This window comes from Flavobacterium pasteuri, assembly GCF_048286615.1.
Classification (GTDB): Bacteria; Bacteroidota; Bacteroidia; order Flavobacteriales; family Flavobacteriaceae; genus Flavobacterium.
Window position 1 is genome coordinate 68,215 of sequence record NZ_JBLVPN010000004.1, and the last position, 25,572, is coordinate 93,786.

General features: G+C 33.8%; 26 protein-coding genes. 13 read left to right on the forward strand and 13 right to left on the reverse strand.

Annotated features, from left to right (window positions below; translation table 11 throughout):
• Positions 1-92 precede the first annotated feature (92 nt).
• Entirely contained in the window at positions 93-2,942 is a 2,850-nt protein-coding gene (gene gcvP, locus ACNQF6_RS07215) for an aminomethyl-transferring glycine dehydrogenase (protein WP_417964600.1), read from the reverse strand.
• A gap of 145 nt (positions 2,943-3,087) precedes the next feature.
• Here gcvP and ACNQF6_RS07220 point away from each other — a divergent pair, with 145 nt between their 5' ends.
• Complete coding sequence (locus ACNQF6_RS07220; RefSeq protein WP_417964602.1) at positions 3,088-3,900, forward strand: UbiA prenyltransferase family protein; 813 nt, start codon at positions 3,088-3,090, stop codon at positions 3,898-3,900.
• Here the strand turns inward: ACNQF6_RS07220 and ACNQF6_RS07225 are convergent.
• The 3 genes from ACNQF6_RS07225 to ACNQF6_RS07235 all read right to left on the reverse strand — a co-directional run bounded on the left by ACNQF6_RS07225 (position 3,880) and on the right by ACNQF6_RS07235 (position 7,167).
• Positions 3,880-4,338 carry an SRPBCC family protein gene (locus tag ACNQF6_RS07225; protein ID WP_417964604.1) on the reverse strand — a complete coding sequence of 153 codons (459 nt, stop codon included), beginning with the start codon at positions 4,336-4,338 and terminating at the stop codon, positions 3,880-3,882. The two genes, ACNQF6_RS07220 and ACNQF6_RS07225, sit on opposite strands and share 21 nt — an antisense overlap.
• A complete protein-coding gene (locus tag ACNQF6_RS07230) occupies positions 4,338-5,051 on the reverse strand; it encodes a YqjF family protein (protein ID WP_417964606.1) in 714 nt (237 codons plus the stop codon). Before ACNQF6_RS07230 ends, ACNQF6_RS07225 begins: the two co-directional genes overlap by 1 nt.
• Positions 5,052-5,139: 88 nt before the next feature.
• Positions 5,140-7,167: a M3 family metallopeptidase gene (locus tag ACNQF6_RS07235; protein WP_417964607.1), complete on the reverse strand. Its 2,028-nt coding sequence runs from the start codon at positions 7,165-7,167 to the stop codon at positions 5,140-5,142.
• A gap of 227 nt (positions 7,168-7,394) precedes the next feature.
• Here ACNQF6_RS07235 and ACNQF6_RS07240 point away from each other — a divergent pair, with 227 nt between their 5' ends.
• Positions 7,395-8,066, forward strand: coding sequence for a hypothetical protein (locus tag ACNQF6_RS07240; RefSeq protein WP_417964609.1), 672 nt, complete (start codon positions 7,395-7,397; stop codon positions 8,064-8,066).
• Positions 8,067-8,115: 49 nt separating this feature from the next.
• Here the strand turns inward: ACNQF6_RS07240 and purE are convergent, their stop codons facing one another.
• From purE to ACNQF6_RS07265, 5 genes are all read right to left on the reverse strand, one after another.
• The gene (purE, locus tag ACNQF6_RS07245) at positions 8,116-8,601 is read right to left on the reverse strand and encodes a 5-(carboxyamino)imidazole ribonucleotide mutase (RefSeq protein WP_199074816.1); all 486 of its coding nucleotides are present in this window, start codon (positions 8,599-8,601) and stop codon (positions 8,116-8,118) included.
• A gap of 3 nt (positions 8,602-8,604) precedes the next feature.
• Entirely contained in the window at positions 8,605-9,201 is a 597-nt protein-coding gene (locus ACNQF6_RS07250) for an HNH endonuclease domain-containing protein (protein WP_417964611.1), read from the reverse strand.
• 1 nt (position 9,202) lies between these two features.
• Positions 9,203-10,498, reverse strand: a complete 1,296-nt coding sequence (locus tag ACNQF6_RS07255) for an AAA family ATPase (RefSeq protein ID WP_417964613.1) — start codon at positions 10,496-10,498, stop codon at positions 9,203-9,205.
• 63 nt (positions 10,499-10,561) lie between these two features.
• Positions 10,562-11,719, reverse strand: coding sequence for a 5-(carboxyamino)imidazole ribonucleotide synthase (locus ACNQF6_RS07260; protein WP_417964615.1), 1,158 nt, complete (start codon positions 11,717-11,719; stop codon positions 10,562-10,564).
• A 54-nt stretch (positions 11,720-11,773) separates the two neighbouring features.
• A complete protein-coding gene (locus tag ACNQF6_RS07265; RefSeq protein ID WP_417964617.1) occupies positions 11,774-12,319 on the reverse strand; it encodes a hypothetical protein in 546 nt (181 codons plus the stop codon).
• A gap of 99 nt (positions 12,320-12,418) precedes the next feature.
• Here ACNQF6_RS07265 and hpt point away from each other — a divergent pair, with 99 nt between their 5' ends.
• The 4 genes from hpt to obgE all read left to right on the forward strand — a co-directional run bounded on the left by hpt (position 12,419) and on the right by obgE (position 16,096).
• Entirely contained in the window at positions 12,419-12,949 is a 531-nt protein-coding gene (gene hpt / locus ACNQF6_RS07270) for a hypoxanthine phosphoribosyltransferase (protein ID WP_417964619.1), read from the forward strand.
• 12 nt (positions 12,950-12,961) lie between these two features.
• A complete protein-coding gene (locus tag ACNQF6_RS07275; RefSeq protein ID WP_417964621.1) occupies positions 12,962-13,534 on the forward strand; it encodes an adenylate kinase in 573 nt (190 codons plus the stop codon).
• A 217-nt stretch (positions 13,535-13,751) separates the two neighbouring features.
• Positions 13,752-15,026, forward strand: a complete 1,275-nt coding sequence (locus ACNQF6_RS07280; RefSeq protein WP_417964623.1) for a hemolysin family protein — start codon at positions 13,752-13,754, stop codon at positions 15,024-15,026.
• A 68-nt stretch (positions 15,027-15,094) separates the two neighbouring features.
• Positions 15,095-16,096, forward strand: a complete 1,002-nt coding sequence (gene obgE, locus ACNQF6_RS07285; RefSeq protein ID WP_309756124.1) for a GTPase ObgE — start codon at positions 15,095-15,097, stop codon at positions 16,094-16,096.
• A gap of 55 nt (positions 16,097-16,151) precedes the next feature.
• On the opposite strand, the gene ACNQF6_RS07290 is transcribed toward obgE, so the two are convergent.
• Together ACNQF6_RS07290 and ACNQF6_RS07295 are read right to left on the reverse strand one after the other, a co-directional pair.
• Positions 16,152-17,153 carry a glycosyltransferase family protein gene (locus tag ACNQF6_RS07290; protein ID WP_417964625.1) on the reverse strand — a complete coding sequence of 334 codons (1,002 nt, stop codon included), beginning with the start codon at positions 17,151-17,153 and terminating at the stop codon, positions 16,152-16,154.
• Positions 17,154-17,188: 35 nt separating this feature from the next.
• A complete protein-coding gene (locus tag ACNQF6_RS07295) occupies positions 17,189-17,383 on the reverse strand; it encodes a hypothetical protein (RefSeq protein ID WP_417964627.1) in 195 nt (64 codons plus the stop codon).
• A gap of 254 nt (positions 17,384-17,637) precedes the next feature.
• On the opposite strand from ACNQF6_RS07295, the gene ACNQF6_RS07300 reads away from it, so the two are divergent.
• The 6 genes from ACNQF6_RS07300 to ACNQF6_RS07325 are packed head-to-tail and all read left to right on the forward strand — an operon-like array spanning position 17,638 to position 22,373.
• A complete protein-coding gene (locus ACNQF6_RS07300) occupies positions 17,638-18,342 on the forward strand; it encodes a tetratricopeptide repeat protein (protein ID WP_417964629.1) in 705 nt (234 codons plus the stop codon).
• A 37-nt stretch (positions 18,343-18,379) separates the two neighbouring features.
• Complete coding sequence (locus tag ACNQF6_RS07305; RefSeq protein WP_417964631.1) at positions 18,380-19,735, forward strand: UDP-N-acetylmuramate--L-alanine ligase; 1,356 nt, start codon at positions 18,380-18,382, stop codon at positions 19,733-19,735.
• Positions 19,736-19,742: 7 nt separating this feature from the next.
• Positions 19,743-20,201 (forward strand): GNAT family N-acetyltransferase, encoded by a 459-nt coding sequence (locus tag ACNQF6_RS07310; protein WP_417964633.1) that lies wholly within the window; start codon positions 19,743-19,745, stop codon positions 20,199-20,201.
• An 11-nt stretch (positions 20,202-20,212) separates the two neighbouring features.
• The gene (gene radC / locus ACNQF6_RS07315) at positions 20,213-20,908 is read left to right on the forward strand and encodes a RadC family protein (protein WP_417964635.1); all 696 of its coding nucleotides are present in this window, start codon (positions 20,213-20,215) and stop codon (positions 20,906-20,908) included.
• A gap of 8 nt (positions 20,909-20,916) precedes the next feature.
• A complete protein-coding gene (locus tag ACNQF6_RS07320; RefSeq protein WP_417964637.1) occupies positions 20,917-21,606 on the forward strand; it encodes a YjjG family noncanonical pyrimidine nucleotidase in 690 nt (229 codons plus the stop codon).
• 2 nt (positions 21,607-21,608) lie between these two features.
• Positions 21,609-22,373, forward strand: a complete 765-nt coding sequence (locus tag ACNQF6_RS07325) for a hypothetical protein (RefSeq protein ID WP_417964639.1) — start codon at positions 21,609-21,611, stop codon at positions 22,371-22,373.
• 72 nt (positions 22,374-22,445) lie between these two features.
• Here ACNQF6_RS07325 and ACNQF6_RS07330 read toward each other — a convergent pair whose 3' ends face one another.
• Positions 22,446-23,723: a replication-associated recombination protein A gene (locus ACNQF6_RS07330; protein WP_417964641.1), complete on the reverse strand. Its 1,278-nt coding sequence runs from the start codon at positions 23,721-23,723 to the stop codon at positions 22,446-22,448.
• Between the two features lie 257 nt (positions 23,724-23,980).
• Here ACNQF6_RS07330 and ACNQF6_RS07335 point away from each other — a divergent pair, with 257 nt between their 5' ends.
• Entirely contained in the window at positions 23,981-24,742 is a 762-nt protein-coding gene (locus tag ACNQF6_RS07335) for a rhomboid family intramembrane serine protease (RefSeq protein WP_417964643.1), read from the forward strand.
• A gap of 85 nt (positions 24,743-24,827) precedes the next feature.
• Here the strand turns inward: ACNQF6_RS07335 and rlmB are convergent, their stop codons facing one another.
• Positions 24,828-25,562, reverse strand: coding sequence for a 23S rRNA (guanosine(2251)-2'-O)-methyltransferase RlmB (gene rlmB, locus ACNQF6_RS07340; protein ID WP_035668140.1), 735 nt, complete (start codon positions 25,560-25,562; stop codon positions 24,828-24,830).
• Positions 25,563-25,572 lie beyond the last annotated feature (10 nt).

Below are 25,572 nucleotides of genomic sequence, written 5' to 3' on the forward strand. Positions count from 1 at the left end.
ATACTTGTAAGAATTGTTTTGCTAATACAAGTATAATAAAAATGCCTCGATATATCGAGGCATTTTTGTTTTTTTTAAAATTAATTCAAAAATTAATTTTCCATGTACGCTTCAATTGGCGCGCAAGAACAAACTAAATTTCTATCGCCATACGCTTCATCTGCTCTACGAACGGTAGGCCAGAATTTATTTTCGGCAATGTACTCTAATGGAAATGCTGCTGCTTCACGAGTGTATGGGAAATTCCAATTATCAGTGGTTACCATCATCAAAGTATGTGGAGCATTTTTTAGTACATTATTTGGATTGTCTAAAGTAGCGGCTTCAATTTCTTTTCTGATCGCAATCATAGCATCACAAAAACGATCTAACTCCTCTAAGTTTTCACTTTCGGTCGGTTCAATCATTAAAGTTCCAGCAACTGGAAACGAAACGGTAGGAGCATGAAAACCATAATCCATCAAACGTTTTGCAATATCAGTTACTTCAATTCCTTTTTCTTTAAATGGACGGCATTCCAAAATCATTTCGTGTGCCGCACGACCCATTTCTCCAGAATACAACGTATCATAGTGACCGTTTAATTTCTCTTTAATATAGTTCGCATTTAAAATTGCATATTCAGTAGATTGTTTCAAACCTTCACCGCCAAGCATACAGATATAACCATACGATATCAAACAAACCAATGCGGAACCCCAAGGTGCGGCAGAAATAGCTGTAATAGCATTTTCTCCACCTGTTGGAATTACTGGATTTGTAGGTAAAAATGGCACAAGTTGTGATGCAACACATATTGGTCCTACACCAGGTCCTCCGCCACCGTGAGGAATAGCGAATGTTTTGTGTAAGTTTAAGTGACAAACATCAGCTCCAATAGTTGCAGGATTTGTTAATCCAACTTGAGCATTCATGTTAGCACCATCCATATATACTTGTCCGCCGTTATCGTGGATCAATTGTGTGATTTCTTTGATTGCGCTTTCAAAAACACCATGAGTTGATGGATAGGTAACCATCAAACAAGAAAGATTGTCTTTATGAAGAATTGCTTTTTCGCGTAAATCCTCAACGTCAATATTTCCGTTTTCCAATGTTTTAGTAACCACAACTTTCATTCCTGCCATAGCTGCCGAAGCAGGATTTGTTCCGTGAGCCGAAGATGGAATTAAAGCAATATTTCTATGGTGATCTCCTCTAGATTGGTGGTACGCACGAATAACCATTAATCCGGCATACTCCCCTTGAGCACCTGAATTAGGTTGTAATGTTGTTCCTGCAAAACCAGTAATAACATTTAATTGTTGTTCTAATTTAGCCAACATTTCTTGGTATCCTTGCGCTTGGTCTAATGGAGCAAACGGGTGAATATTATTCCATTGTGCCATACTTAGGGGCAACATTTCTGAAGCTGCATTTAGTTTCATGGTACAAGAACCCAATGAAATCATGGAGTGATTTAATGCCAAATCTTTTCTTTCCAACATTTTGATGTAACGCATCAAAGCGGTTTCTGAATGGTGCTTGTTGAAAACATCATGTTGTAAGAACGATGATGTTCTGTTTATCGTTTCCGGGAAATGATTCGTTTCTGATAAACCTTCAATTGTAGTTGCTTGAGTACCTTTTGCGGAAGCGAAAACGGTTACAATTTTATTTAAATCGGCAATACTTGTTGTTTCGTTTAATGAAATTGAAACGGTATTCTCATCGATGTAGTAAAAGTTAATTTCGTTTTGTTCTGCAATCACTTTTACTTTTTGGGCATCAGCTTTAACAACAATAGTGTCAAAGAAAGCAGTATTGGTTTGTTGTAAGCCTAATTTTTCTAATTCATTTGCCAATGTTGCTGCAGATGCATGGACCTTGTCAGCGATATATTGCAATCCTTTTGGACCATGATAAACGGCATACATTCCTGCCATAACGGACAATAGAACTTGTGCAGTACAAATATTTGAAGTTGCTTTGTCACGTTTAATGTGTTGCTCACGTGTTTGTAATGCCATACGCAAAGCACGATTACCGTCAGTATCAACAGTTACACCAATGATTCTTCCTGGCATACTTCTTTTGTATTCTTCTTTTGTAGCAAAAAAAGCGGCGTGTGGGCCACCGTAACCTAACGGAATTCCGAAACGTTGTGTAGTTCCAAGAACTACTGCAGCACCCATTTCTCCCGGAGGAGTCAGTTTTGCTAAACTTAAAATATCTGCAGCAACGGCTACTTTTATTTCGTTTACAGCTGCTTTAGCGATGAAAGCGGTATAATCATGAACTTGTCCAAATTTTCCAGGATATTGAAGGATTGCTCCAAAATAGTCTGATGAAAAATCGAATGTTTCATGGTTTCCTATTACTAATTCAACCCCAATTGGTGTAGAACGTGTTTGTAAAACCGATAAAGTTTGTGGTAATATTTCCTCAGAAACGAAGAATTTATTGATGTTGTTTTTCTTTTGGTCACGTGAACGAACGTCAAAAAGTAACGCCATTGCTTCAGCTGCTGCAGTTCCTTCATCTAATAATGAGGCATTAGCGATTTCCATCCCTGTTAATTCGATAACCATGGTTTGGAAATTCAAAATTGCTTCTAAACGTCCTTGAGCAATCTCGGCTTGATACGGTGTGTAAGCAGTGTACCATCCTGGGTTTTCAAATACATTTCTTTGGATTACTGCTGGGATAATTGCAGCATTGTACCCTAAACCAATGTACGATTGAAAAACTTTATTTTTATTCCCTAATTTCTGGATGTGATTTGCAAACTCATATTCAGTCATTGCAGGTTCCAAGTCCAAATCAGATTTTAAACGAATATCACTTGGGATAGTTTCATGGATCAATTGGTCAAGTGTTGCTGCCCCAATTGTCTTCAACATATGTTCTAGATCATTTTCTCTTGGGCCAATGTGTCTTAATGCAAAAGCGTCTGTTTTCATTATATAAAATGGGTTGTGTGTTTCTTGTTTTAAAAGATTGTAAAAATAAATATTAATCTGCTATTAAAAGACTTTTTTAACTTGATTTTCTGTGAATTTTTCAACTAAAAGCCATTCTTGTTAACACTTTGATTAATTTTGTCTAATGAAGTTTTTGAAACTAATATTCGATTTTTATATTAATAGTAGCATTCACGTGGGTTTGTCTTGTTATGCCTTGGTGAGAATGACGCAACATATGTTCCACATTCCAGTGGATGAACAAGTTGCTAACTTTGCTTTTTTTGGAACAGTTGTAGGATATAATTTTGTAAAATATGATGCGCTGGCCAGAGTTCAAAGATTACAAATGCGCAAGGAGTTAAAAACGATTGCTTTATTTAGTTTTTTTGCTCTTTTTTTGGTCGGATATTATTTTTTTCAACTCCAAAGGACAACTCAAATAGTTGCAGTAGTTTTCTTGAGTATTACATTATTGTATACGCTTTCCTTTTTTCCAAATAAGAAGAATGCCAGGAATTGGGCTGGTGTTAAAATTTATATTGTAGCATTGTGTTGGGTAGGAGTTACGTTGGTTTTGCCGATTTTTAATGCGAATGTCCCAATTACTTCAGACTTTTACTTAAAATGCATACAGCGCTTTATCTTAATTTTTGTGTTGATTCTCATTTTTGAGATTATTGATTTGGCGAAAGACGATCCACATTTAAAAACTGTGCCGCAACAAATAGGAGTGAAACGCACTAAAATAGTAGGGTTGTTGCTTTTACTTCCGTTTTATTTTTTGGAAATATTTAAAAGTAATTTTAACCAAAATCAATTGATTATCAACATGATTTTAGTGATTGTCATTTCTTTTTTTATCCTTTTGGCCAATGAAAAACGGGTAAAATATTATACTTCTTTTTGGGTAGAGAGTGTGCCGATTGTTTGGTGGTTATTGCTTCTCATTTTCTGATAAAGCTTTCAGTGTTTTATTTCTTTCGAGAATAAAATTAATCATGTGATTTTTCAAAAACAAGAAATCAAATAATTCTCCAAAAAAACCATATGGTACTTCGTAATATATTTTGTCTTTCATAACGGTTAATCCGTTTTTTTCGTAAAAAATATGTTCATGACGAAAGGATTTGAATTTCCCTTCCTCCATTTCATCCACAAAATAATCATACAGGTTCATCGCTGTTATTCTACTTTTGTGGGTCAGGTAAAAACCAAAATGTTTCCCGCGCCAAGTAACCGTTTCATTGTAATTGATCAATCCGGAACTAACGCCGTCAATCGCGATTTCGTTTGTACGACTGGCAGATTCTTGGTGTACATCGATGTCCCTGGAAATGTCAAAAACTGTTTGTATGGATGCGTTTATTTTAGTCCAAATTTTTATTATGGTCATTAAAGTTTTATTTTTCGTTTGTCTTCAATAGTGATTTTAGAGCCAACGGCCAGAAATACGGAGGTTGGTTTTAAGTCCTTTATAAAAGCAAATTCTTTTCCATAAACTCCTTCAAAATCAATAATAGATTCGTTGTTGGTTACTTCATATTGTTTCCATCTGGGATGGGTAACTTGGTATTCAAAAGTTTCGTTTTCGTTGATTTTGGTATAGCCAAAATAATGCTCCGTGATAAACTCAGCTTCAGAATCAGGTTCAATTGCAATAGGGTTTGTATGGGTTTCTACCTGGATGGCATTCCAATTGTTATTCGCTTTCCATTGATATATAAATTCTCGGGAGTGTTCATTTACTTTCAAAATATGTTTCATGGGCAAAGTACGGTAATGCTCATTGTAAAAGGTATTGGCGACAAATGAAATTGCATATTTTGGAACGATTTCGCTGATAAAAACTGCACCTCTTTTCCATACACCTTTTTCAAAACGTCTCACGTAAAACCGAAGATTCACCTCTTCGAAATCAGAATGAAACGGTATTTTCATTCCCAAAACACGAACATTTTCAAATAGGAATCCAATAAAACTAACATAACATTTGCCGTTCCAGAAATCTATTTCCGTTCCTGCAGGAACATACTTTTGCAGAATTTCAGGATTGACCACATAATTAATCATTACTAAATTGTTCCATTCGGCTTTTAAAAAACTCATTTTTTGTTAGTTTTAATTTTTTCGAGGTATATAAAATGGTATTAAAAAACCCAAAGTCTGTTACTTCGGGTTTCCAAAAATTATGTTTCTAAACCAATCCCGCTCTTCTTAATAGCGCTTCCGGTTTTGGTTCTTGTCCTCTAAAGCGTTTGTACAAAATCATCGGATGTTCTGTTCCACCTTTAGAAAGGACGTTGTCTTTAAATTTCGTAGCCACTTCTTTATTGAAAATACCTTTTTCCTGAAAATATTCAAAAGCATCAGCATCCAGAACTTCGGCCCATTTATAACTGTAATAACCTGAAGAATAGCCGCCTTGAAAAATATGGGAGAAAGAGGTGCTCATCGCATTTTCTTTTACTTCAGGATACAATTGTGTGGCTGCAAACTGTTCGGTTTCAAAAGCTTTGATGTCTTTGATATTCGAAGGGTCTTGTGCGTGCCATCCCATATCCAATAATCCAAAACTCAATTGACGCATCGTTGCTATCCCTTCTTGGAAACTCGCACTTTCTTTGATTTTATGGACTAATTCCATCGGAATCATTTCGCCAGTTTGATAATGGTACGCAAACAAAGCCAAAGCTTCTGGTTCGTAACACCAGTTTTCTAAAATCTGGCTTGGTAATTCCACAAAATCCCAATATACACTTGTTCCGGATAAACTTGGGTATGTCGTGTTTGCCAACATTCCGTGCAATGCATGACCAAATTCATGAAACAAAGTCGTTACTTCGTTGAAAGTTAATAATGATGGTTTTGTTTCGGTTGGTTTCGTGAAATTGCACACAATTGAAATATGCGGTCTTTCGTTACTTCCCTTTTTGATGTATTGGGATTTAAAAGACGTCATCCAAGCACCGTTGCGTTTGCCTTTTCTTGGAAAAAAATCAGCATAAAAAACAGCAACCAGTTGGTCTTCTTCATCTTTTACTGCGTATGTTTTTACTTCTTCGTGGTATTTATCCACGTCAAAAATTTCTTCGAAAGTAATTCCAAATAATTTTTGCGCTACTGCAAAAGCACCGTCGAGAACTTTTTCTAATTGAAAATACGGTTTTAATATTTCATCGTCCAAATTGAATAATTGCTGCTTCAATTTTTCGGAATAATAGGCGCCATCCCATTTCTCGAGTTGCTCGATTCCGTGTTGCTCTTTTGCGAAAGCAGTCAATTGTGCAAATTCTTTCAAAGCAGCCGGTTTGGCTTTTTCTAGTAAATCATTCGAAAATGTTTTTACTTTCTCCGGGCTTTCAGCCATGCGTTCTTCAAGCACAAAATGAGCATGAGTAGCATAACCTAAAACTTGAGCTCGGTCAAAACGCAATTTTGCAATTTTCAGTACGATTTCCTGATTGTCAAATTCGTTGTTTTGAAAACCTTTGGCACCAAAAGCAATTGCCATTTTCTTGCGTAATTCTCGATTGTCAGCATACGTTACAAATGGGACATAGCTTGGATAATCCAAAGTAAAAATCCAACCTTCCTTTTCTTGGCTTTTAGCCAACGAGCGAGCTGCTTCGATAGTTCCTTCGGGTAAACCGGCTAAATCGGATTCATTGGTAATATGCAATTGATAAGCTTGTGTTTCGGCCAAAACATTTTCGCCAAACTGCAAACTCAATTTCGATAATTCTTTGTCGATTTCTCGCAATTGATTTTTTTTGTCTTCCGGCAAATTGGCTCCGTTTCTGGAAAAGCTTTTGTATTTTTTATCCAAAAGTGTGGTTTGCTCCGGATTGAGATTCAGTTTTTCTCGTTGCTCATACACCGTTTTTACTCGAGCGAATAAATCCGGATTAAGACGAACATCGTTTCCGAATTCAGAAAGTAAAGGTGAAACTTCCTGAGCGATTTTCTGAATTTCATCATTAGTTTCTGCTGAATTCAAGTTGAAAAAGATACTTGAAATTCTGTCCAAAACATCGCCGCTGAACGCTAATGCTTCAATCGTGTTTTCGAAAGTTGGTTTTAAAGGATTTCGTACAATAGCATCGATTTCGGCTTTTGCCAATTCGATTCCTTTTTGAAAAGCAGGAAGAAAATCTTCGTTTTTAATTTTCGAAAAAGGCGCAGTATTGTACTTTGTATTGAAATGGTGTGTTAGGATGCTCATTTGTATTTTGTAATAAAAATAATTCGATGTTTTAAGAAATCAAAGGTACGGATTTAATAAAAAAAATGGGGTTGTCGAGGGAATTGATTTGGATCAAAATAGTGGATTCAAAAGTGTTATTTAAATGTTATTTATTTCGTTTGGCAGTAATAAAGCCTTAAATTGTAAAAAAATGATTGGTTTTATAAAAGACGAATCAGAAAAAATATAATAAATTAAAAGAAAAGATGAATTATCAAATTACAATAAATAGAGCGAATACTGTTGATGAGGTTGAAGAATATTGGACAAGTGAAGATTATATAAAGCTATTGGAAAAATTCGATTATCCGGATGCTGCAGATGCAGATGCTGCCAGTTTAAGAGAATTGTTGTTCATGGCAATTTCTGATTTTGAAGCCAGAGATGCTGCTGTAATTGTACTGGAATACAAATTATCACAAGATTTGAACGAAGGTCAGATTCAGCAAATTTCAAATGATATGTTTTTGGACAAAGTATGTGAGGAATATCCGGAAATAGGATTGCACTCGACTTTGTTTCATATTAATCAATTGCTTTTCAAAGCGTACAACGGTACTTTTCCTAATGCTAAAGCGACGATTATCGAATGTAGTTTGGCGCCAGCAGAAGGTGAAAATGAAAATGAATTGACTAAAGAAAGTATTTTAAAATTATTAAACAATGGATTATCTGGTAGTAATTTGATCAAAAGATTATTTGAGAGCCAAATGACTCAAAACGCGCCTTTCCCAGAAGCCGAAGATATTTTATGGGATGTTAAGACTACGGATAATGTGAATTATACGATTATGACTTCAGAATATTGGTTAAGCAAGGACGATATCATTGCATCAGAATTTGAAGGAATTCTTGAAATTGTAGTTAATGCTGAATAACTGTTTCAAGAACTAAATAAATAAAAAAAACTCCATTATGGAGCTTTTTTTATTTTTTTAGACTTTCAGCAGCTATGTTAACCGCTTCTTTCAATCCTGTTTTGTATTTAATGATTTTTTCCATCACGCTTTTGTTGTGACTTCCTATAATTTGAGCGGCAAGAATTCCTGCATTTTTTGCACCGTTTAATGCTACAGTTGCTACGGGAACTCCACCTGGCATTTGTAAAATGGATAAAACACTATCCCAACCATCGATTGAATTGCTTGATTTTATAGGTACGCCAATTACAGGAAGTGGAGACATAGAAGCTACCATTCCTGGCAAATGCGCTGCTCCGCCAGCACCTGCTATTACTACCGAAATTCCACGAGTGTGAGCATTGTTGCTGAAATCAAATAATTTTTCGGGAGTTCTGTGTGCTGATACAATATCGACTTCTATTTCTATATCGAATGCTTTTAAAATGTCTATTGCTTCTTGCATTACTGGCATATCAGAAATGCTTCCCATGATTACGGCTACTTTCATTATTTTTTATTTTATTTCTGAGAGCATCTCCCAAATGTTTATTTTGAATTCTTTTTGAATGGCTCTTAAATAAGAAATTTGTTTGATATCGTCTTCAATTAATATTTTAAAGAAATCTTCAGCAGGAACACCATATACTAAAAGTTCTTTAGCTTTTCTTTGAATGTATTTTTTTCTTTCATCGGCTAAAATGATATCATCAAGCTTTAGTAATTTAATCAAGTTAATTGCTTCGTTATCATTTAAATCTGAAACGCAATAATCACCACTATCATAAACGATTCTATCTTCAAAATCAATTGCCGTTGGATTCAAAATAGGTTGGTAGTTTTCCCATTTAGATGATTTCTCTATATTCCATTGGTGTTTTACTAAAAACCAATTTGAATAAGAATCGTCAGTAGTTCCTTTCAGAATTGGATTAAAATGCTCAATGTCACGTGCATCAGCTCTTCCTAAATATTCTTCTGTATAAACGCAAAATCCCTTTTGCTCTTTATATAAAATCTTCGAAATTTTTAAATTATTGTTTGAATTTCCTTCTATATAATTCAAATTGGTTTTAATTACTTCTGAATCATCGTGTTTTAGAACTCTCCTCATATCAGAAATTATAAATGTCACCGAGCTTAACAGCTTCTAATAGTAATTCCTTTTTTCTTTTAGGATCGTTTTCGTTTGCCACTGCCTGTTTCAGATTAATATACTTTTGATAGGCTTCCTCACCGTGTTTGTTATAATAGTTTACTTTAAAATCATTTTTCAACATATCATTTGGGTCATCACCTATAGGAGAACTTCCTCTTCTTACGGCTACTTTTCCTTCTTCATTAAAATAAAGAATGAAACGTTCGTCTGGCTCAAATGATGCCGCTATAAATGGCGAATGTGTGGCTACAATAAATTGCGCATTGGGTGCGAGATTTTTATAGTACTCCATCAAATCCATTTGCATATCAGGATATAAGGAACGTTCTGGTTCATCAATTAAAATGATAGCATCTTTAGTGTCGAGTTTAAATAAAGGTAAAAATGAAAGTAATAAACCCTTTGTTCCTGTACTGGTATTTTGGATTGGAATTATTTCGTCATTTTTTTTATTTTTAATAGGAATTGAATATTCGGTATTAATTAAATCAACTTCTAAGTTTAATTTTTCTAAAATTGGATTGAATTTTTCGGCAAAAGCTTCTAATTTATTTGGGTTTTCTTTTTGCCATTTTTGATATTCTGTATTCAGTTTCGTTTGGTCAGCAAGTAATCCTTTATGGATTAGTTCAGACATTTTTTGATAGTGGTTTTTGCGATAGCTTAAAATTTCACTTAAAAGAGATAGCCATATTTTTATATCAACTTCATCATTAAATATAGTAAGAGGTTCATTTTCATTGTTTTTTTTATCACGTATACTTGATAAAGAAAGAGTTGCGTTTTTGGAATATTTTTCGAATAAATCAATAGGATTTTTTGTAAATATATCAATGTTTTTATCAGAGATTAAATTAGCCTTAAAGTATAAAATGGGTTTTTTATCATTTTTAGTTAGTAAGCTATCTTGTCTCTCAGAGATTTTGCCTAGCTTGTGTTCAACATCGTTAACTTTTAATTGATTTGATGATAAATCAATCTCTTTGTTTTCAAATTCAAAAAGAATGTTTCCATCTAATTTTTCAATTTTTTTTGAAAATAAAAATATGTCTTGGTAAAAAACAATATTTTGAATAGCAAAGCATTGCTCATAAATCAACTCCAATAAACCAGTTTTTCCAGTTGCACTTTGTCCAATAAAGCATATTTTATCTAACGATTGACCTTTACGTTCACCACTAAGATACTTGAAATCAAAAGTTAGATTTTCTAAATGTCTATATTGGTCTATATGTAATTTTGAAATTTTCATTTATTGAATTTTTACAAATTTAATTAAAAATGCATTTATAGTTGACTGAAAATCGAATACTGATTATAGGCTACTTATTACTCTAATTGTATTTTTAACATTTTCAGCTATTCTTCGAGCTTCATTGATGTCTGGATTTACTATCGTTACATGTCCCATTTTTCTAAAAGGACGTGTCTGTTTTTTTCCATAAATGTGAGGTGTAACTCCGTTCCAACCTAATATTTTTTCAATATTTTCATACACCACATCACCAGAATAGCCTTCTTCACCTGAAAGATTTACCATAATTCCAGCAACTTTACTATCTGTATTTCCTAAAGGCAAATTAAGAATTGCTCGCAAATGATTTTCAAATTGCGACGTATAACTGGCTTCAATGGAATAATGACCTGAATTGTGTGGGCGAGGAGCAACTTCGTTTACAAGGATTTCATCATCTTCAGTTTGAAACATTTCAACGGCTAATAAACCAACATGATTGAACTTTTCGGAAACATTCAATGCTATTGCTCTTGCTTTTTCAGCTACTTTATCATCAATACGAGCCGGACAAATGACATATTCCACTTGATTGGCTTCGGGATGAAATTCCATTTCTACCACTGGATACGTTTTTATTTCGCCTGATGGATTGCGGCAAACGATAACAGCCAATTCATTTTTGAACGGAACCATTTCTTCAGCAATACATTCTACATTGGCTAAATTGTCTAAATCTGAAATTTGTCGAATCACTTTTACTCCATTTCCATCATAACCAAATTCCGTACATTTCCATACAAACGGTAGTTTTATTTTAGAATCAAGAATGTCAATAATTAGACTTTTTAGATTCTCAAATCGTTTGTAATTTGCAGTTGGAATAGCATGTTGCGTGTAGAAATCTTTCTGTATTCCTTTGTTTTGAATCAGTTTCAATGTTTTTGGCGAAGGATATACTTTCAATCCTTCTTCCTCTAGTTTTACTAAAGCTTCAAGATTTACCAATTCAATTTCGAAAGTTAAAACATCAACTTTTTTACCAAAGTTATACACTGTTTCAAAATCCATTAAATCACCTTTAAAGAATTTATTACAGGCTATCTTGCATGGTGCTTCATCACTTGGATCAAGAACATAAGTTTGTATGTCGAATTTTCGGGTGTCAAACAATAGCATTTTGCCCAGTTGTCCGCCACCGAGAATGCCTAATTTGAAATCAGAAGAAAAATAATTCATGGTGTAGTTGTATGTTTATGCAAAGATACTTTATAATGATTGAATCCGAAAATGCTATTTTATTTTCTTCAAAATTTCTCGCGCTACCGCTTTATAGGCGGCCGAATGATTTGCATAATTTTGTACAAGAATAATTTTTAATTCTGGATGAATCCAATCAAAATGCTTTCCTAATAGGTGTAGGGTTCGAATACAATAGCATTTTGAGGCTACTTTAGTATCCCTTATTAACCAGTCAAAGCAGTTTTCTGTGATTTTTTGCAGGTGATTTTCTGAAAGTTGTATTTCTTTGTTTTTGAAATGAGAAATCACCAAAAGCTGACAAATTTTTGCCATTGGTCGAATCGCACTTTCGTCTTTTAGTTTCCCAATGTTTTCGCAATAAAAATCCAGGTACGTTTGCAACCATTTTAACTTTTCATAAGATACGAATTCTAAAATCCAACAGGCTTTATGTGAGTTTTTATCAGAAACAGTAAAACAAATTGTAATTAATTCGTCAAGAAAATTCGGATTCTCTAAAATATGGTATGCTATTTTTAGTCGGGTTTCTCTGTAAGCTTTAAGGGAATCTAGGTTTTTTTGTAATTCAGTAGGCATCTCTCTTATATTTTGATTTAAAAATACAAATTTAGGATCAAGTATCAATTGTCAAATCCGAATTCTGTATCTTTGCCCATTATTTTAAACACGAAAATAATGATACAACTTCACGATAAACAATTTGTTCCGTTTATTTCTGCCAAAGAAATTGATTTTGCCATCGCTAAAATGGTTGCGCAAGTAGAAGCTGATTTTGCTGATGAAACGCCAGTATTTGTAGGGGTGTTAAATGGAGCTTTTATGGTTGTTTCTGATTTTATGAAACAATATAAAAAACCATGTGAAGTGTCTTTTATCAAAATGGCATCATACGAAGGTACTTCTTCTACTAACGAAGTGAAACAATTAATAGGTATAAATCAGGATTTGACTGGACGTTCTGTTGTCATAATCGAAGATATAGTTGACACCGGAAATACATTAGTAGAACTGAAAGAATTATTCAAAAAGCAAAATGTAAAACATTTTAAAATAGCAACACTTTTTTTTAAACCAGAAGCGTATACAAAAGACATTAAAATAGATTATATTGGAATTAGAATTCCAAATAAATTTATTGTAGGTTTTGGCTTAGACTACGATGGATTAGGAAGAAATTTACCCGAAGTATATAAACTAAAAGAATAACGACACAACAACATGACTAACATTGTTTTATTTGGAAAACCAGGAGCTGGTAAAGGAACTCAAGCAGAGTTTTTGAAAGAAAAATACAAATTAACACATATATCAACTGGAGATGTATTTCGTTTTAATTTAAAAAACGATACAGAACTAGGCAAACAAGCAAGAGTATTTATGGATGCTGGAGATTTAGTTCCAGATGAATTGACTACAAAAATGCTGATTGATGAGGTAAATAAACACCCGGACACTAATGGGATTTTGTTTGATGGATATCCAAGAACAATTTCACAAGCCGAAGCTTTAGACGCATTTCTTACCTCAATTGGTTCAAATGTTGCTGCAACAATTGCGCTCGAAGCCGATGATGAGATTCTGGTAAAACGTCTCTTGGAAAGAGGGAAAACAAGTGGTAGAATTGATGATCAAGATGAAGAAAAAATCAGAAATCGCTACCAGGAATACAATGAAAAAACAGCGCCTTTGATGAGTTATTACGAGGAGCAAGGGAAATTTTTCGCCGTAAATGGAATTGGTTCTATTGCAGAAATTACCGAAAGAGTAAGTAACGTTATTGACAATTTATAGGAGCAATTCCAGCTGTACGTTACAAGTCCTCGCTAAAAATAACATTTTTCTAAGTCATAAAAGGAGCTTCCTTTGGTCGCTCTTTTAGGACAAGAAAAATAGTTTTTTTACCTCCGGGCTTTTCACTTCCATCTGGGCTACACTATTACGCATACAAAAAACCGATTTCAAAAAATTAGAAATCATATTTTAAGATATAAACGAATCAATTAAGAAATTGGAAATAGTAATAATATTTTTTCTAATACTGCTAAATGGGGTTTTCTCGATGTCGGAAATCGCATTGATTTCAGCACGAAAAAATAGACTAGAAACTGCAGCGAAAAAAGGAAATAAGAGCGCTAAAATCGCTTTAGATTTGGCAAATTCACCTAATAAGTTTTTATCAACCGTGCAAATAGGAATTACCTTGATAGGAATTCTTACCGGTATCTATAGTGGAGACAAAATAACAAAAGATGTTGAAACTTTTATAAAAGGATTTGAAGCTTTGGTACCTTACGCGCATCCTGTTGCTGTAGGTATAGTTGTTGTTACTTTGACTTTTTTCTCTCTTGTTCTAGGGGAATTATTACCAAAAAGAATTGGACTAAACCACCCGGAAGCAATTGCAAAAGCCGTTGCGTTACCGATGAAAATAGTTTCAATTGTGACTGCGCCATTTATTTGGTTGTTAACGCATTCTACTGATTTTTTATTGGATATTTTACAAATAAAGCCTACCGCTGACGGTAAAGTAACCGAAGAGGAAATAAAAGCGATAATTAAAGAAGGAACTGAAGGTGGTGAAGTTCAGGAAATAGAACAAGATATTGTGGAGCGCGTTTTCCATATTGGAGACAGAAAAATAAATTCATTGATGACTCACAGGAAGTCAGTAGTTTTTTTACCTTTTCATTCTGATAAAGAGCAGGTTAAGGAATTTATGCTCAAAGAATTGCATTCTATTTATCCAGTTTATGGTGAGAACTATGACGATATAGTTGGAGTCGTTAACCTGAAAAATATTTTCGCCCATTTTGAAAATGAAAACTTCAATTTGTCAGCTATCATGACCGAAGCACCTTTCATGATGGAACAAACGACGGCTTATGTCGCTTTAGAAAATTTTAAAAAGTCAGGAATACATTATGCTTTTGTGTCCGATGAATATGGTGTTTTTCAGGGAGTAATTACTTTGAATGATATTTTGGAAGCATTGGTTGGTGATGCTTCTGATTTTTATAAAGATGATTTTCAGTTGATTGAAAGAGAAGACGGAAGCTGGTTGGTTGATGGGCATTATTCGTTGCATGATTTCTTGACCTACTTTGAATTAGATGAATTAATCAATGATTATGAAGTAACCACAGTGAGTGGATTAATAATGACTGAACTCTCTCATATTCCTAAACAAGGGGAGAAATTAGTTTGGCAAAAATTTGAGCTAGAAGTTATCGATATGGATGGTGTGAAGATTGATAAAGTGATGGTAAAGGCATTAAAAAATTAAATAGCTTAGGATTAAATTGCTCAAAATGAGTACTAAATATTAAAGCTGAACATTGAATATTAGAAAAAATGACTGAAGGGAATTTTGTAGATTACGTTAAAATATATGTTTCATCCGGTAAAGGAGGAAAAGGATCTACGCATTTGCATAGAGAAAAGTTTATTGAAAAAGGTGGGCCAGATGGAGGAGATGGAGGTCGTGGAGGACATGTTTATCTTGTAGGAAACAAAGGTCTTTGGACATTATTTCACCTTAAATTTGCACGTCACATCAAAGCTGGTAATGGTGGAGATGGTAGTGGTGACAGAAGTACAGGTGCTGATGGAGATGATAAATTCATTGAAGTTCCATTAGGAACGGTTGTAAAAGATAAAGAAACTGGAGAAATATTATTTGAAATTACTGAAGATGGTGAAAAGCAAATACTTTCTCGTGGTGGGAAAGGTGGTTTAGGAAACTGGCATTTTAGAAGCTCGACCAATCAAACACCTAGATATTCTCAGCCGGGTTTGCCTGGAGTGGAAATGGATGTGATTTTAGAATTAAAAGTACTTGCTGATGTAGGTTTGGTAGGTTTTCCAAATGCAGGAAAATCAACACTATTATCGGTACTAACATCCGCTAAACCAAAAATTGCGGATTATCCGTTTACAACCTTAAAACCAAATCTTGGAATTGTAGCCTACAGAGATTTTCAATCTTTTGTAATTGCTGATATTCCTGGAATTATTGAAGGTGCTGCCGAAGGAAAAGGTCTTGGACATTATTTCTTACGTCATATTGAGCGTAATTCGACTTTGTTATTCTTAGTTCCAGTGGATACTCCGGATATTAAAGCAGAATACGATATTTTGGTAAACGAATTGACAAAATACAATCCTGAAATGCTGGATAAAGAGCGTTTGTTAGTAATTTCTAAATGCGATATGCTGGATGATGAGTTAAAAGCAGAATTAAAAACAGAATTAGACGTAGCCTTCAAAGACATTCCTTATATGTTTATTTCTTCTGTAGCTCAACAAGGACTAACAGAGTTGAAAGATAAATTATGGAAAATGTTGAATGATTAACATTTTAAATTTTTATACAAACAGGTGTTCTGAAAAGAGCGCCTTTTTTTTGTTTTTATAGGTGTTGTTTGCTGTTATAAGTGTCAAATAAAAATTGCAAGGTTTCAGGGATGTTATTGGCTTGTACCTTCGGGTATTTTATAGCGGAATCAAGCCAATTCCCTATTATTAAATAAAAATCATCTCCAACATCATAAAGAATAGGAACGCCCATTTTTTTGAGCGCTGCTGCATTGCATTCTTGTTCATAATGCTTCCGAATGGGAATCGAAAGTATTTTTTTTTCTAAATACAATGCCTCGGCAGGCGTTTCAAACCCTCCACCGGTAATAATTCCTTCACAATTGATGAGACTTTTATTGAAGTACTCTTGATTAACGGGGAAATAAGTAACGTTTTTTATCGTATGTTTGGTTTGCACATCATTCAAAAACCAATGAAAATGGAAGTTTGGAAGTTTGTTGAATGCTTTTTCTAAACAATCCTTTTGAAAAGAAGGTAGATAAACGGTAATATGGCCTTTGTTTTTTGGTACGGCATTTATGATTTCATCTTTAATAATTGGAGGAAGTATAAAGGAGTCGTATTTGTCAAAATGCAATCCAATATATTGTGGAGAGGGCGCATAATGTTTCAGAATCATTTCTCCCATAATGCTCTTTTTTTCAGGTCTTGGAGTCAAAGGGGATATAAAACTTGCCTGATGTCCAAATTGTATTGAATGTACCTTTTGTAATTTGCAAGCCAAAGAAGTAATCGAATCAAAATCATTGATGACCACGTCGTAGTTTTTAAGCGGTAAAGAATTCGCGTCTTTATATATTTGTTTTGGTTTGATGTTTTTGGCAATATCCCAGTAATTCAAACCGCCACATTTACTATAATGCAGGCTGCAACCTTCGCTTTTGAATTTTATTGGCAAATTTACCTCCAGACTGGCATTGTTACCACTCATAAAAAAATCAACTTCACCAAATTTTTGCAGATAAGGATATAATTGTATCGCTCTGCTGATGTGACCGTTACCCGTTGCCTGAATGGCATAAAATATTTTCATGTGATTTATTTAGAAAGAGGGCATTTATAAAATAGCTAGGATAAGATTTTGATAACAATATTATTGATGATTTTGTCTTCGTTGCTCCCATGATTTCCGATAATGTAAATAAAACGGATTTTTTGATTTGACATTTTTATGATTTGTCTTAATACATTCATGTGTGATTCTGGAAAATAGCTTTTGCTAAAACTCCACATATCGATAGTATCCCCATTTAAAACCGGCATTTTTGATTGAATTGACTAAAATATAGCAGTAATTCTTTAGCTTGACAACCGTATGTTCCTAAGTGTACATCGCTAAATACAACTAAAGGAATTTTTATCTTTCTTTTCATAATTTGTTTTGGCCAAATTAATCACTCTATGTTATGATACTGTTTCTTGTTTATTATTATTTCTCTCAGTATTATTTTGTTTGTTTACTTTTTTATGAATAAAAAAATCTGTTTAATACTTCAAAATTTCCCTATTTTTGAAGAATGAAACATATTTTTTATTTATTTGTATTTCTACCAGTTGTGATGTGGGGTCAATCTGATTTTGATAAAGCTGAAAAACTATATAAGGCCAATAAAATGGATCAAGCCGAGTTGGTCTTTGAATCTATTTTAAAGTCCAGTCCATCTGATTTAAAAACAATTGAATATTTGGGAGATATTGCAGGTCATTATAAATCATGGGATAAAGCGATTGGGTATTATAAAAAACTCAAATTGCTGAAACCATCTGAAGCGGATTATCATTATAAATATGGTGGAGCATTAGGAATGAAAGCCAAAGAATCAAATAAATTCAAAGCGCTTGGGATGATTGATGATGTTAAGGCTTCCTTTGAAAAAGCCATCAGCCTGAATCCAAAACACATTGAGTCGCGTTGGGCATTGATTGAAATATACATTCAGTTACCTGGAATTGTAGGTGGTAGCGAGTCTAAAGCTATAAAATACTCCAATGAATTATTGCGATTATCACCTGTTGACGGTTATTTGTCAAGAGGACATATTGAGGAATATTTTAACCGATATGCTAACGCTGAACAACAATATAAAAAAGCGATAAGTGTAGGAGGTTCTAAAACAAGTTATCAAAAGTTAGCTAACTTGTATAAGACTAAGATGAGAGAGCCTGAAAAAGCAAAAACAGTATTAGAAATATATAATAAAAAAACTCAGGACCGATTATAACTTATCCTGAATCCAAAATCCATAAACCAAAATTAGAATGCGTACACATTTTATAGCTATCGGAGGAAGCGCCATGCACAATCTGGCTTTAGCACTGCACAACAAAGGATATCAAGTTACGGGAAGTGACGATGCGATTTTTGAACCATCAAAATCTAGATTAGATAAAAAAGGAATTTTGCCTCCAGAATTAGGCTGGTTTCCAGAAAAAATAACATCAGCTATCGAAGCTGTAATTCTTGGAATGCATGCAAAAGCAGATAATCCTGAATTACTAAAAGCACAAGAATTAGGACTAAAAATATACTCTTATCCTGAATTTCTTTACGAACAATCCAAAAATAAAACGCGTGTTGTTATAGGTGGTTCTCATGGGAAAACGACGATAACTTCAATGATTTTACATGTAATGCATTACCATGACATTGCTGTAGATTACATGGTTGGCGCACAACTGGAAGGTTTTGATACAATGGTGCATCTTACAGAGGAGAATGACTTTATCGTCTTGGAAGGGGATGAATATTTGTCTTCGCCAATTGATCGCAGACCTAAATTTCATTTGTACCAACCGAATATTGCCTTAATTTCAGGAATTGCCTGGGATCATATTAATGTTTTTCCAACGTATGAAAACTACGTAGAACAGTTCGAAATTTTTATTGGCAAAATTACTAATGGTGGAATTCTCGTTTACAATGAAGATGATGCTGAAGTAAAACGTGTGTCCGAAGCCGCTACGAACCCAATTCGTAAATTAGCATATAATACTCCAAAATATTCTGTTAATGATGGTGTGACACTTCTAGAAACTCCAGAAGGCGATATGCCAATTGAAGTTTTTGGAGCGCATAATCTTAATAATTTGGCTGGAGCCAAATGGATTTGCCAAAACATGGGAGTCGATGAAGCTGATTTTTATGAAGCCATTGCCAGTTTTAAAGGCGCATCAAAACGATTGGAAAAAATTGCCGAAAGCAAAACAAAAGTTGCCTATAAGGATTTTGCGCATTCACCAAGTAAAGTTGCCGCAACTACTAAAGCGGTTAAAGAGCAATATCCAAACAGAACTTTGGTGGCTTGTCTAGAATTGCATACGTACAGCAGTTTGAATGCGGAGTTTCTAAAAGAATATGAAGGTGCATTAGAATATGCGGATAAAGCAGTAGTTTTCTATTCCCCTGACGCTGTAAAAATTAAACAGCTTGAAGAAGTTACATACGACCAAATTGCAAAATCTTTTAATCGTGAAGATTTAATTATTTATACGAATCCAAAAGATTTCAAAGACTATTTATTTAATTTAAATCTTGAAAATTCTGCTTTGTTGTTGATGAGTTCCGGTAATTATGGCGGATTAAACTTTGATGAGGTAAAGGAATTGATAAAGTAAAAGTGATATGAGTGATACTATAAGAATTTCTAAAACTACAAGTGAAAATCCAGATTTTATAAATCTCATTGGCGCATTAGATAAAAGTTTGTGGGAGCGTTATCCGGAATTGAAAACAGATTATTGGGGTAATAATATTATTGAATTAAATCCAAATGTTGTTGTTATTTATTTGGAAAACAATCCTGTAGCATGTGGTTGTTTTAAAAAATACGATAAGGATACAATTGAAATAAAGCGTATGTTTGTTTCTCCTGAAGCCAGAGGAATGGGTTTAGCTCAAAATATTTTACGTGAGCTAGAACTTTGGGCTCATGATTTAGGATATTCATTTTCTGTTTTGGAAACATTATACAAACAAAAAGAAGCCATTGCTTTATATCAAAAAACAGGATATAGTATTGTTGAGAATTACGAACCTTATGTGGGTTTAGAAAATAGTATTTGCATGCGAAAACAAATTTAAATATCAAATGAATGGCTGAAAAATCCTTTTTTCCTATAACAAATTGGTCCGAAGATGATAAGCCACGAGAAAAACTAATGCTGAAAGGCAAAAGTGTTTTAAGTGACGCAGAATTGATTGCCATTTTGATTGGATCAGGAAGTAGAAATGAATCGGCTGTTGATTTGAGTAAAAGAATTTTAGCAAGTGTAGACAATAATTTGAATGCATTAGGAAAATTATGTATTTCACAACTAATGAATTTCAAAGGAATTGGTGAAGCGAAAGCCATTTCGATTATAGCGGCTCTAGAATTAGGAAGACGAAGAAGGGCGGAGGATGCAGTGGAATTAAAGAAAGTGACTTCCAGTAAGATAATTTTCGAAATCATGCAACCTATTATTGGTGAATTGCCACACGAGGAATTTTGGATAATTTATTTGAATAATTCGAATAAAATTATTTCGAAATCCCAGTTGAGTAAAGGCGGTATTACCGGAACATTAGTAGATGTACGCATCGTTTTTAAAACAGCGCTTGAAATGGGCGCGACCGGATTAATCTTGTGCCACAATCATCCATCGGGAACTCTTATTCCAAGTGATGCAGACAAACATATTACAAGAAAATTAAAATTAGCAGGCGATAGTTTAGAAATAAAAGTACTAGATCATTTGATTGTTACTGAAAAAAACTATTTTAGTTTTGCTGATGAAGGAATATTTTAAAACATAAAATGAAACATACTATAATAACTGATGTTTTCTTTGATTTAGATCATACGCTTTGGGATTTTGATAAAAATTCAGAGTTGACATTTGAGACTATTTTTAATAAAAATCATCCCGCAATTGAAACCAAAGTTTTTATTGAAAAATATGTGCCTATAAACCAAGAATGTTGGAAGCTATATCAATATGATAAAATTACGCATGCAGAATTGCGTTACAATAGACTGAAGTATTCTTTTGATGCACTTGATTATTCGATTTCTGATGAAGAAATTGACACTATTGCGAATGATTATATTCGTTTTTTACCCGAAAACAATCATCTTTTTGATGGAACTTTTGAGGTTTTAGAGTATTTGAATCAAAAATATAATCTTCATATAATTACAAATGGATTTGCTGAGGTTCAGTACAAAAAAATAAATAATTCTAATATTGGGAGTTATTTTCAAACTGTCACAAATTCTGAAATGGCTGGAGTGAAAAAGCCAAATCCTATTATTTTTGATTATGCCTTAGATTTGGCCAAAGCCAAAAAAGAAAACAGCATTATGATAGGGGATAGCTTAGATGCAGATGTATTAGGTGCGCTCGACGCTGGATTAGATGCTATTTTTTTTAATGAAAGTAAAATGCATGTCGAAGATCATATTAAACAAATTAATCATTTATTAGAACTTAAAAAATATTTATAAATATGAAAAAGCAATTTCTATTATTGTTATTATTGGTCGTTAGTTATTCCTATTCCCAGTCTGTAAACGATTACAAAGCTGTAATTGTTCCTTTAAAATATGATTTTCTCAAAGGTGAGAACCAATTTCGGTTGAATACATTAACGAAGTTTAATTTAAATAAAGCAGGATTGGTTTCATTTTATGCTAGTGAAACTATACCGGCCGAGTATAATGACAGGTGTAGTTTGTTGTATGTTGATGTGGTTAAAGAAAACGGTTTTTTGACAACAAAACTTTTTATAACGTTGAAAGATTGTTACGGAAAAATAATTTTCCAGTCGATAACTGGAAAAAGTAAAGAAAAAGAATATCAGGTTGCTTATACTGAATCATTGAACGAAGCATTTAAATCTGTTTATGATTTGCAATATAAATACAATGGAAGTGCGACAACTAAAGTCCAATCTTCGATGCAAACAAAGATTGTTAAGCCGATGTCATCTCCTATAGTTGTAGTTGCTAATGTAGTAAGTGAGCCAGTTGTGGTCAATACTGTAGTTGGAGATTCTAATTTATTGTATGCACAGCCTACGGCTACAGGTTTTCAATTGATAGATAGCACACCAAAGGTGATTTTGAAGTTATTCAAAACCTCTCAACCGAATTTCTTTATTGCAATGAAAGACACCGTTCAAGGGTCATTAATTCTAAAAGATAATCAGTGGTATTTTGAATATTATCAAAACGATAAATTAATTTCTGAAAAAGTAGCTGTTAAGTTTTAAACTTCAGAAAGCTGTTATCTAAAATAGTTTCATAAAAAAGGTCTTGAGAAATCAAGACCTTTTTTATGAAATTTAATATCCGTATTTATCTTTCCAACGGTTTTTAAGGAATTCTCTAATGCTGTTTTCTCTGGAATTGTTTCCCGGAAGATAGATTGGAGTTTTGCTTAAAGCCTCCGGTAAAAATTCCTGTTCAGCAAAATTATTAGTGTAATCGTGCGAGTATTTGTATTCTTCACCATAGCCTAATTCTTTCATTAGTTTTGTTGGAGCATTGCGTAAATGAATAGGAACGGGTAAATCTCCAGTTTGTTTTACAAGTTGTTGTGCCGTTCCGATGGCTAAATAGGAAGCATTACTTTTAGGTGAAGTCGCTAAATAAACGGCGCATTGGCTCAAAATAATTCTACTTTCAGGATAACCTATAGTAGCAACTGCCTGAAAAGTATTATTTGCCATAATAAAAGCCGTAGGATTCGCATTTCCTATGTCTTCACTACTTAGAATTAGCATTCTTCGTGCTATAAACTTTACATCTTCTCCGCCTTCAATCATTCGGGCAAGCCAATATACAGCTCCATTAGGATCACTTCCTCGAATGGATTTGATAAAAGCAGAAACTATGTCATAATGTTGTTCGCCGGTTTTGTCATACAAAACGGTATTTTGTTGCACCAAGGCAAAAACACGATCATTTGTAATTACAATTTCATCTTCATTGGACGCATTTATGACAAGTTCAAATATGTTTAATAGCTTTCGTCCATCGCCACCGGAAAGTCTCAGTAGCGCTTCTGTTTCGCTTAAAATAATATTTTTAGTAGACAAATAGCTGTCTGTTCTCATAGCGCGTTCTAACAAAGACTCTAAATCTTTTTTGGTAAAAGCATTTAATACATATACTTGACAGCGGGAAAGTAATGCAGGAATCACTTCAAAGCTAGGGTTTTCTGTAGTGGCACCGATAAGTGTAATCCACCCTTTTTCTACTGCAGCCAGTAAAGAGTCTTGTTGAGATTTGCTAAAACGGTGAATCTCATCGATAAATAAAATAGGATTTTTAGTGGTAAACAAACCACCGCTTTGCTTCGCTTTTTCAATCACATCACGAATATCTTTTACACCAGAATTGATGGCGCTCAAAATATAAAATGGTCGTTTAGATTCTTGCGCAATAATTTGTGCCAATGTAGTTTTTCCAGTTCCCGGTGGTCCCCAAAATATTAATGAAGGGATGATTCCTTTTGCGATTTGTTGCGTCAATGAACCATTTGGTCCTACAAGGTGGGATTGACTGATGTAGTCTTCTAATTGTTGTGGTCGTATGCGTTCTGCAAGTGGTGCTTCCATTTTGTAAAATTACTATATTTCAAACTGAACATGTTTTAGTTTCTGTTTTTTTTTTGGAGCTATTTCTCCCGAAGCTTCGGGATACACTATATCTTTTACATCTCGTTGAAAAAACGAGATATAAAAGGATGCCGTTTCCATCTGGGCTAAGCATCCGTATAAAAAAGCATTTTTAGTTTAAATATGACAAAATAGCATTAAATTGCTTTTGGAGAAGTTTTTGAATTAAAAATTAGAATATAAACTTCTCGCTATTCATGGAAAAGCATTTTAAATTTACCAATTCAGTTATTGGGTTGCCACTTTTTTTTGTGGTATTCCTGTGGTTTGTTTTTTGGCTGGAAATTCGATTTGATTTTGACTTTGTGCAAAATGGTATTTATCCTAGAACTTTTTCAGGTTTGCAAGGTATTTTTTTTAGTCCATTCATTCATGCTGATATGGAGCATCTTTATAATAATTCGGTTCCTTTATTAATTTTATTGGCAGCTTTACAATTTTTTTATGCAGAGCAATCGGTAAAGGTTATTGGATACGGAATTTTAGTTTCGGGATGTATTACTTGGGTTATTGGTAGAGATAATTACCACATAGGGGCAAGCGGATTGATTTATGTTCTCTTTAGTTTTGTTTTTTTTAAAGGCATACAAACAAAATACAATAGATTGGTAGCTTTATCGCTTGCAGTGATAGTCGTGTATGGAGGTTTGGTTTGGTATGTTTTTCCAAGTCCTGAAATTACAGGAAACAAATCTATTTCTTGGGAAGGACATTTGGGAGGATTACTCACAGGTTTTTTTCTTTCGTTAGTTTATAAAACTCCTGAATATAAAAAAGTCATTAAATATGATTGGGAACGCCTTGATTTTGATCCTTCAGAGGATAAATTTATGCAGCGTTTCGATGCTAATGGAAATTTTGTAAATATCCCAAAAATTGAAGAGAACGAAGAGCAAGAGGAATTGTCAACATTTTATATTCCCAGTTTTCTAGTAGTTTATGAGATTGTCACAAAATAAAAAAATGAATCAAAACCGGAGTCTTGATTCATTTTTTTATTTTGTTACTAGCCTCCCTTCCCTTTTGGAAGGGTCGGGTATGGGTTTAACTTCTTTGTCTTACTGCTTCGTATAAAAAAGCACCACAAGCGACAGATACATTTAACGAGCCTATTGTTCCAAACATAGGAAGTTTAGCCTTCTCATCAACAATTTTAAGTACTGATGGGTTTACACCTCTATCTTCCGATCCCATAATGATAGCTACAGGTTCGTTTAATGAAATGTCATAAATGTTTTGATCTGTTTTCTCAGTAGCTGCAACTGTTTTAATTCCACTTGCTTGTAAAAGAAATATAGCATCTTTAATGTGTTCTACTTTACAAATTGGAATATTAAATACTGCTCCGGCTGATGTTTTGACGGTGTCACCATTAACAGGTGCTGAACCTGCCTTTTGAACAATGATTCCATTTACGCCTGTACATTCCGCAGTTCTGATGATAGCGCCAAAATTACGCGCATCAGATATTTGATCTAATATTAAAAACAATGGCTTTTTACCATTTTCGATTACCGATTCTATTAAAGATTCTAAGTCAAAAAAGGAAATAGGAGAGATAGTTGCTACTGCACCTTGATGATTATTAGGTGTTAATCTATTTAACTTTTCAACAGGAACATAGGAAAAGTTGATGTTTCCACGCTTCATTACTTTCATTAAGTCCTTCATCAGTTCGCTGCTTGCTTCCTTTTGAATATAGACTTTGTCTACAGTTGCGCCCGCTTGTATAGCTTCAATTATCGCTCTAATCCCAAATATTTGATGTTCTTTTTCCATGACGCAAAGC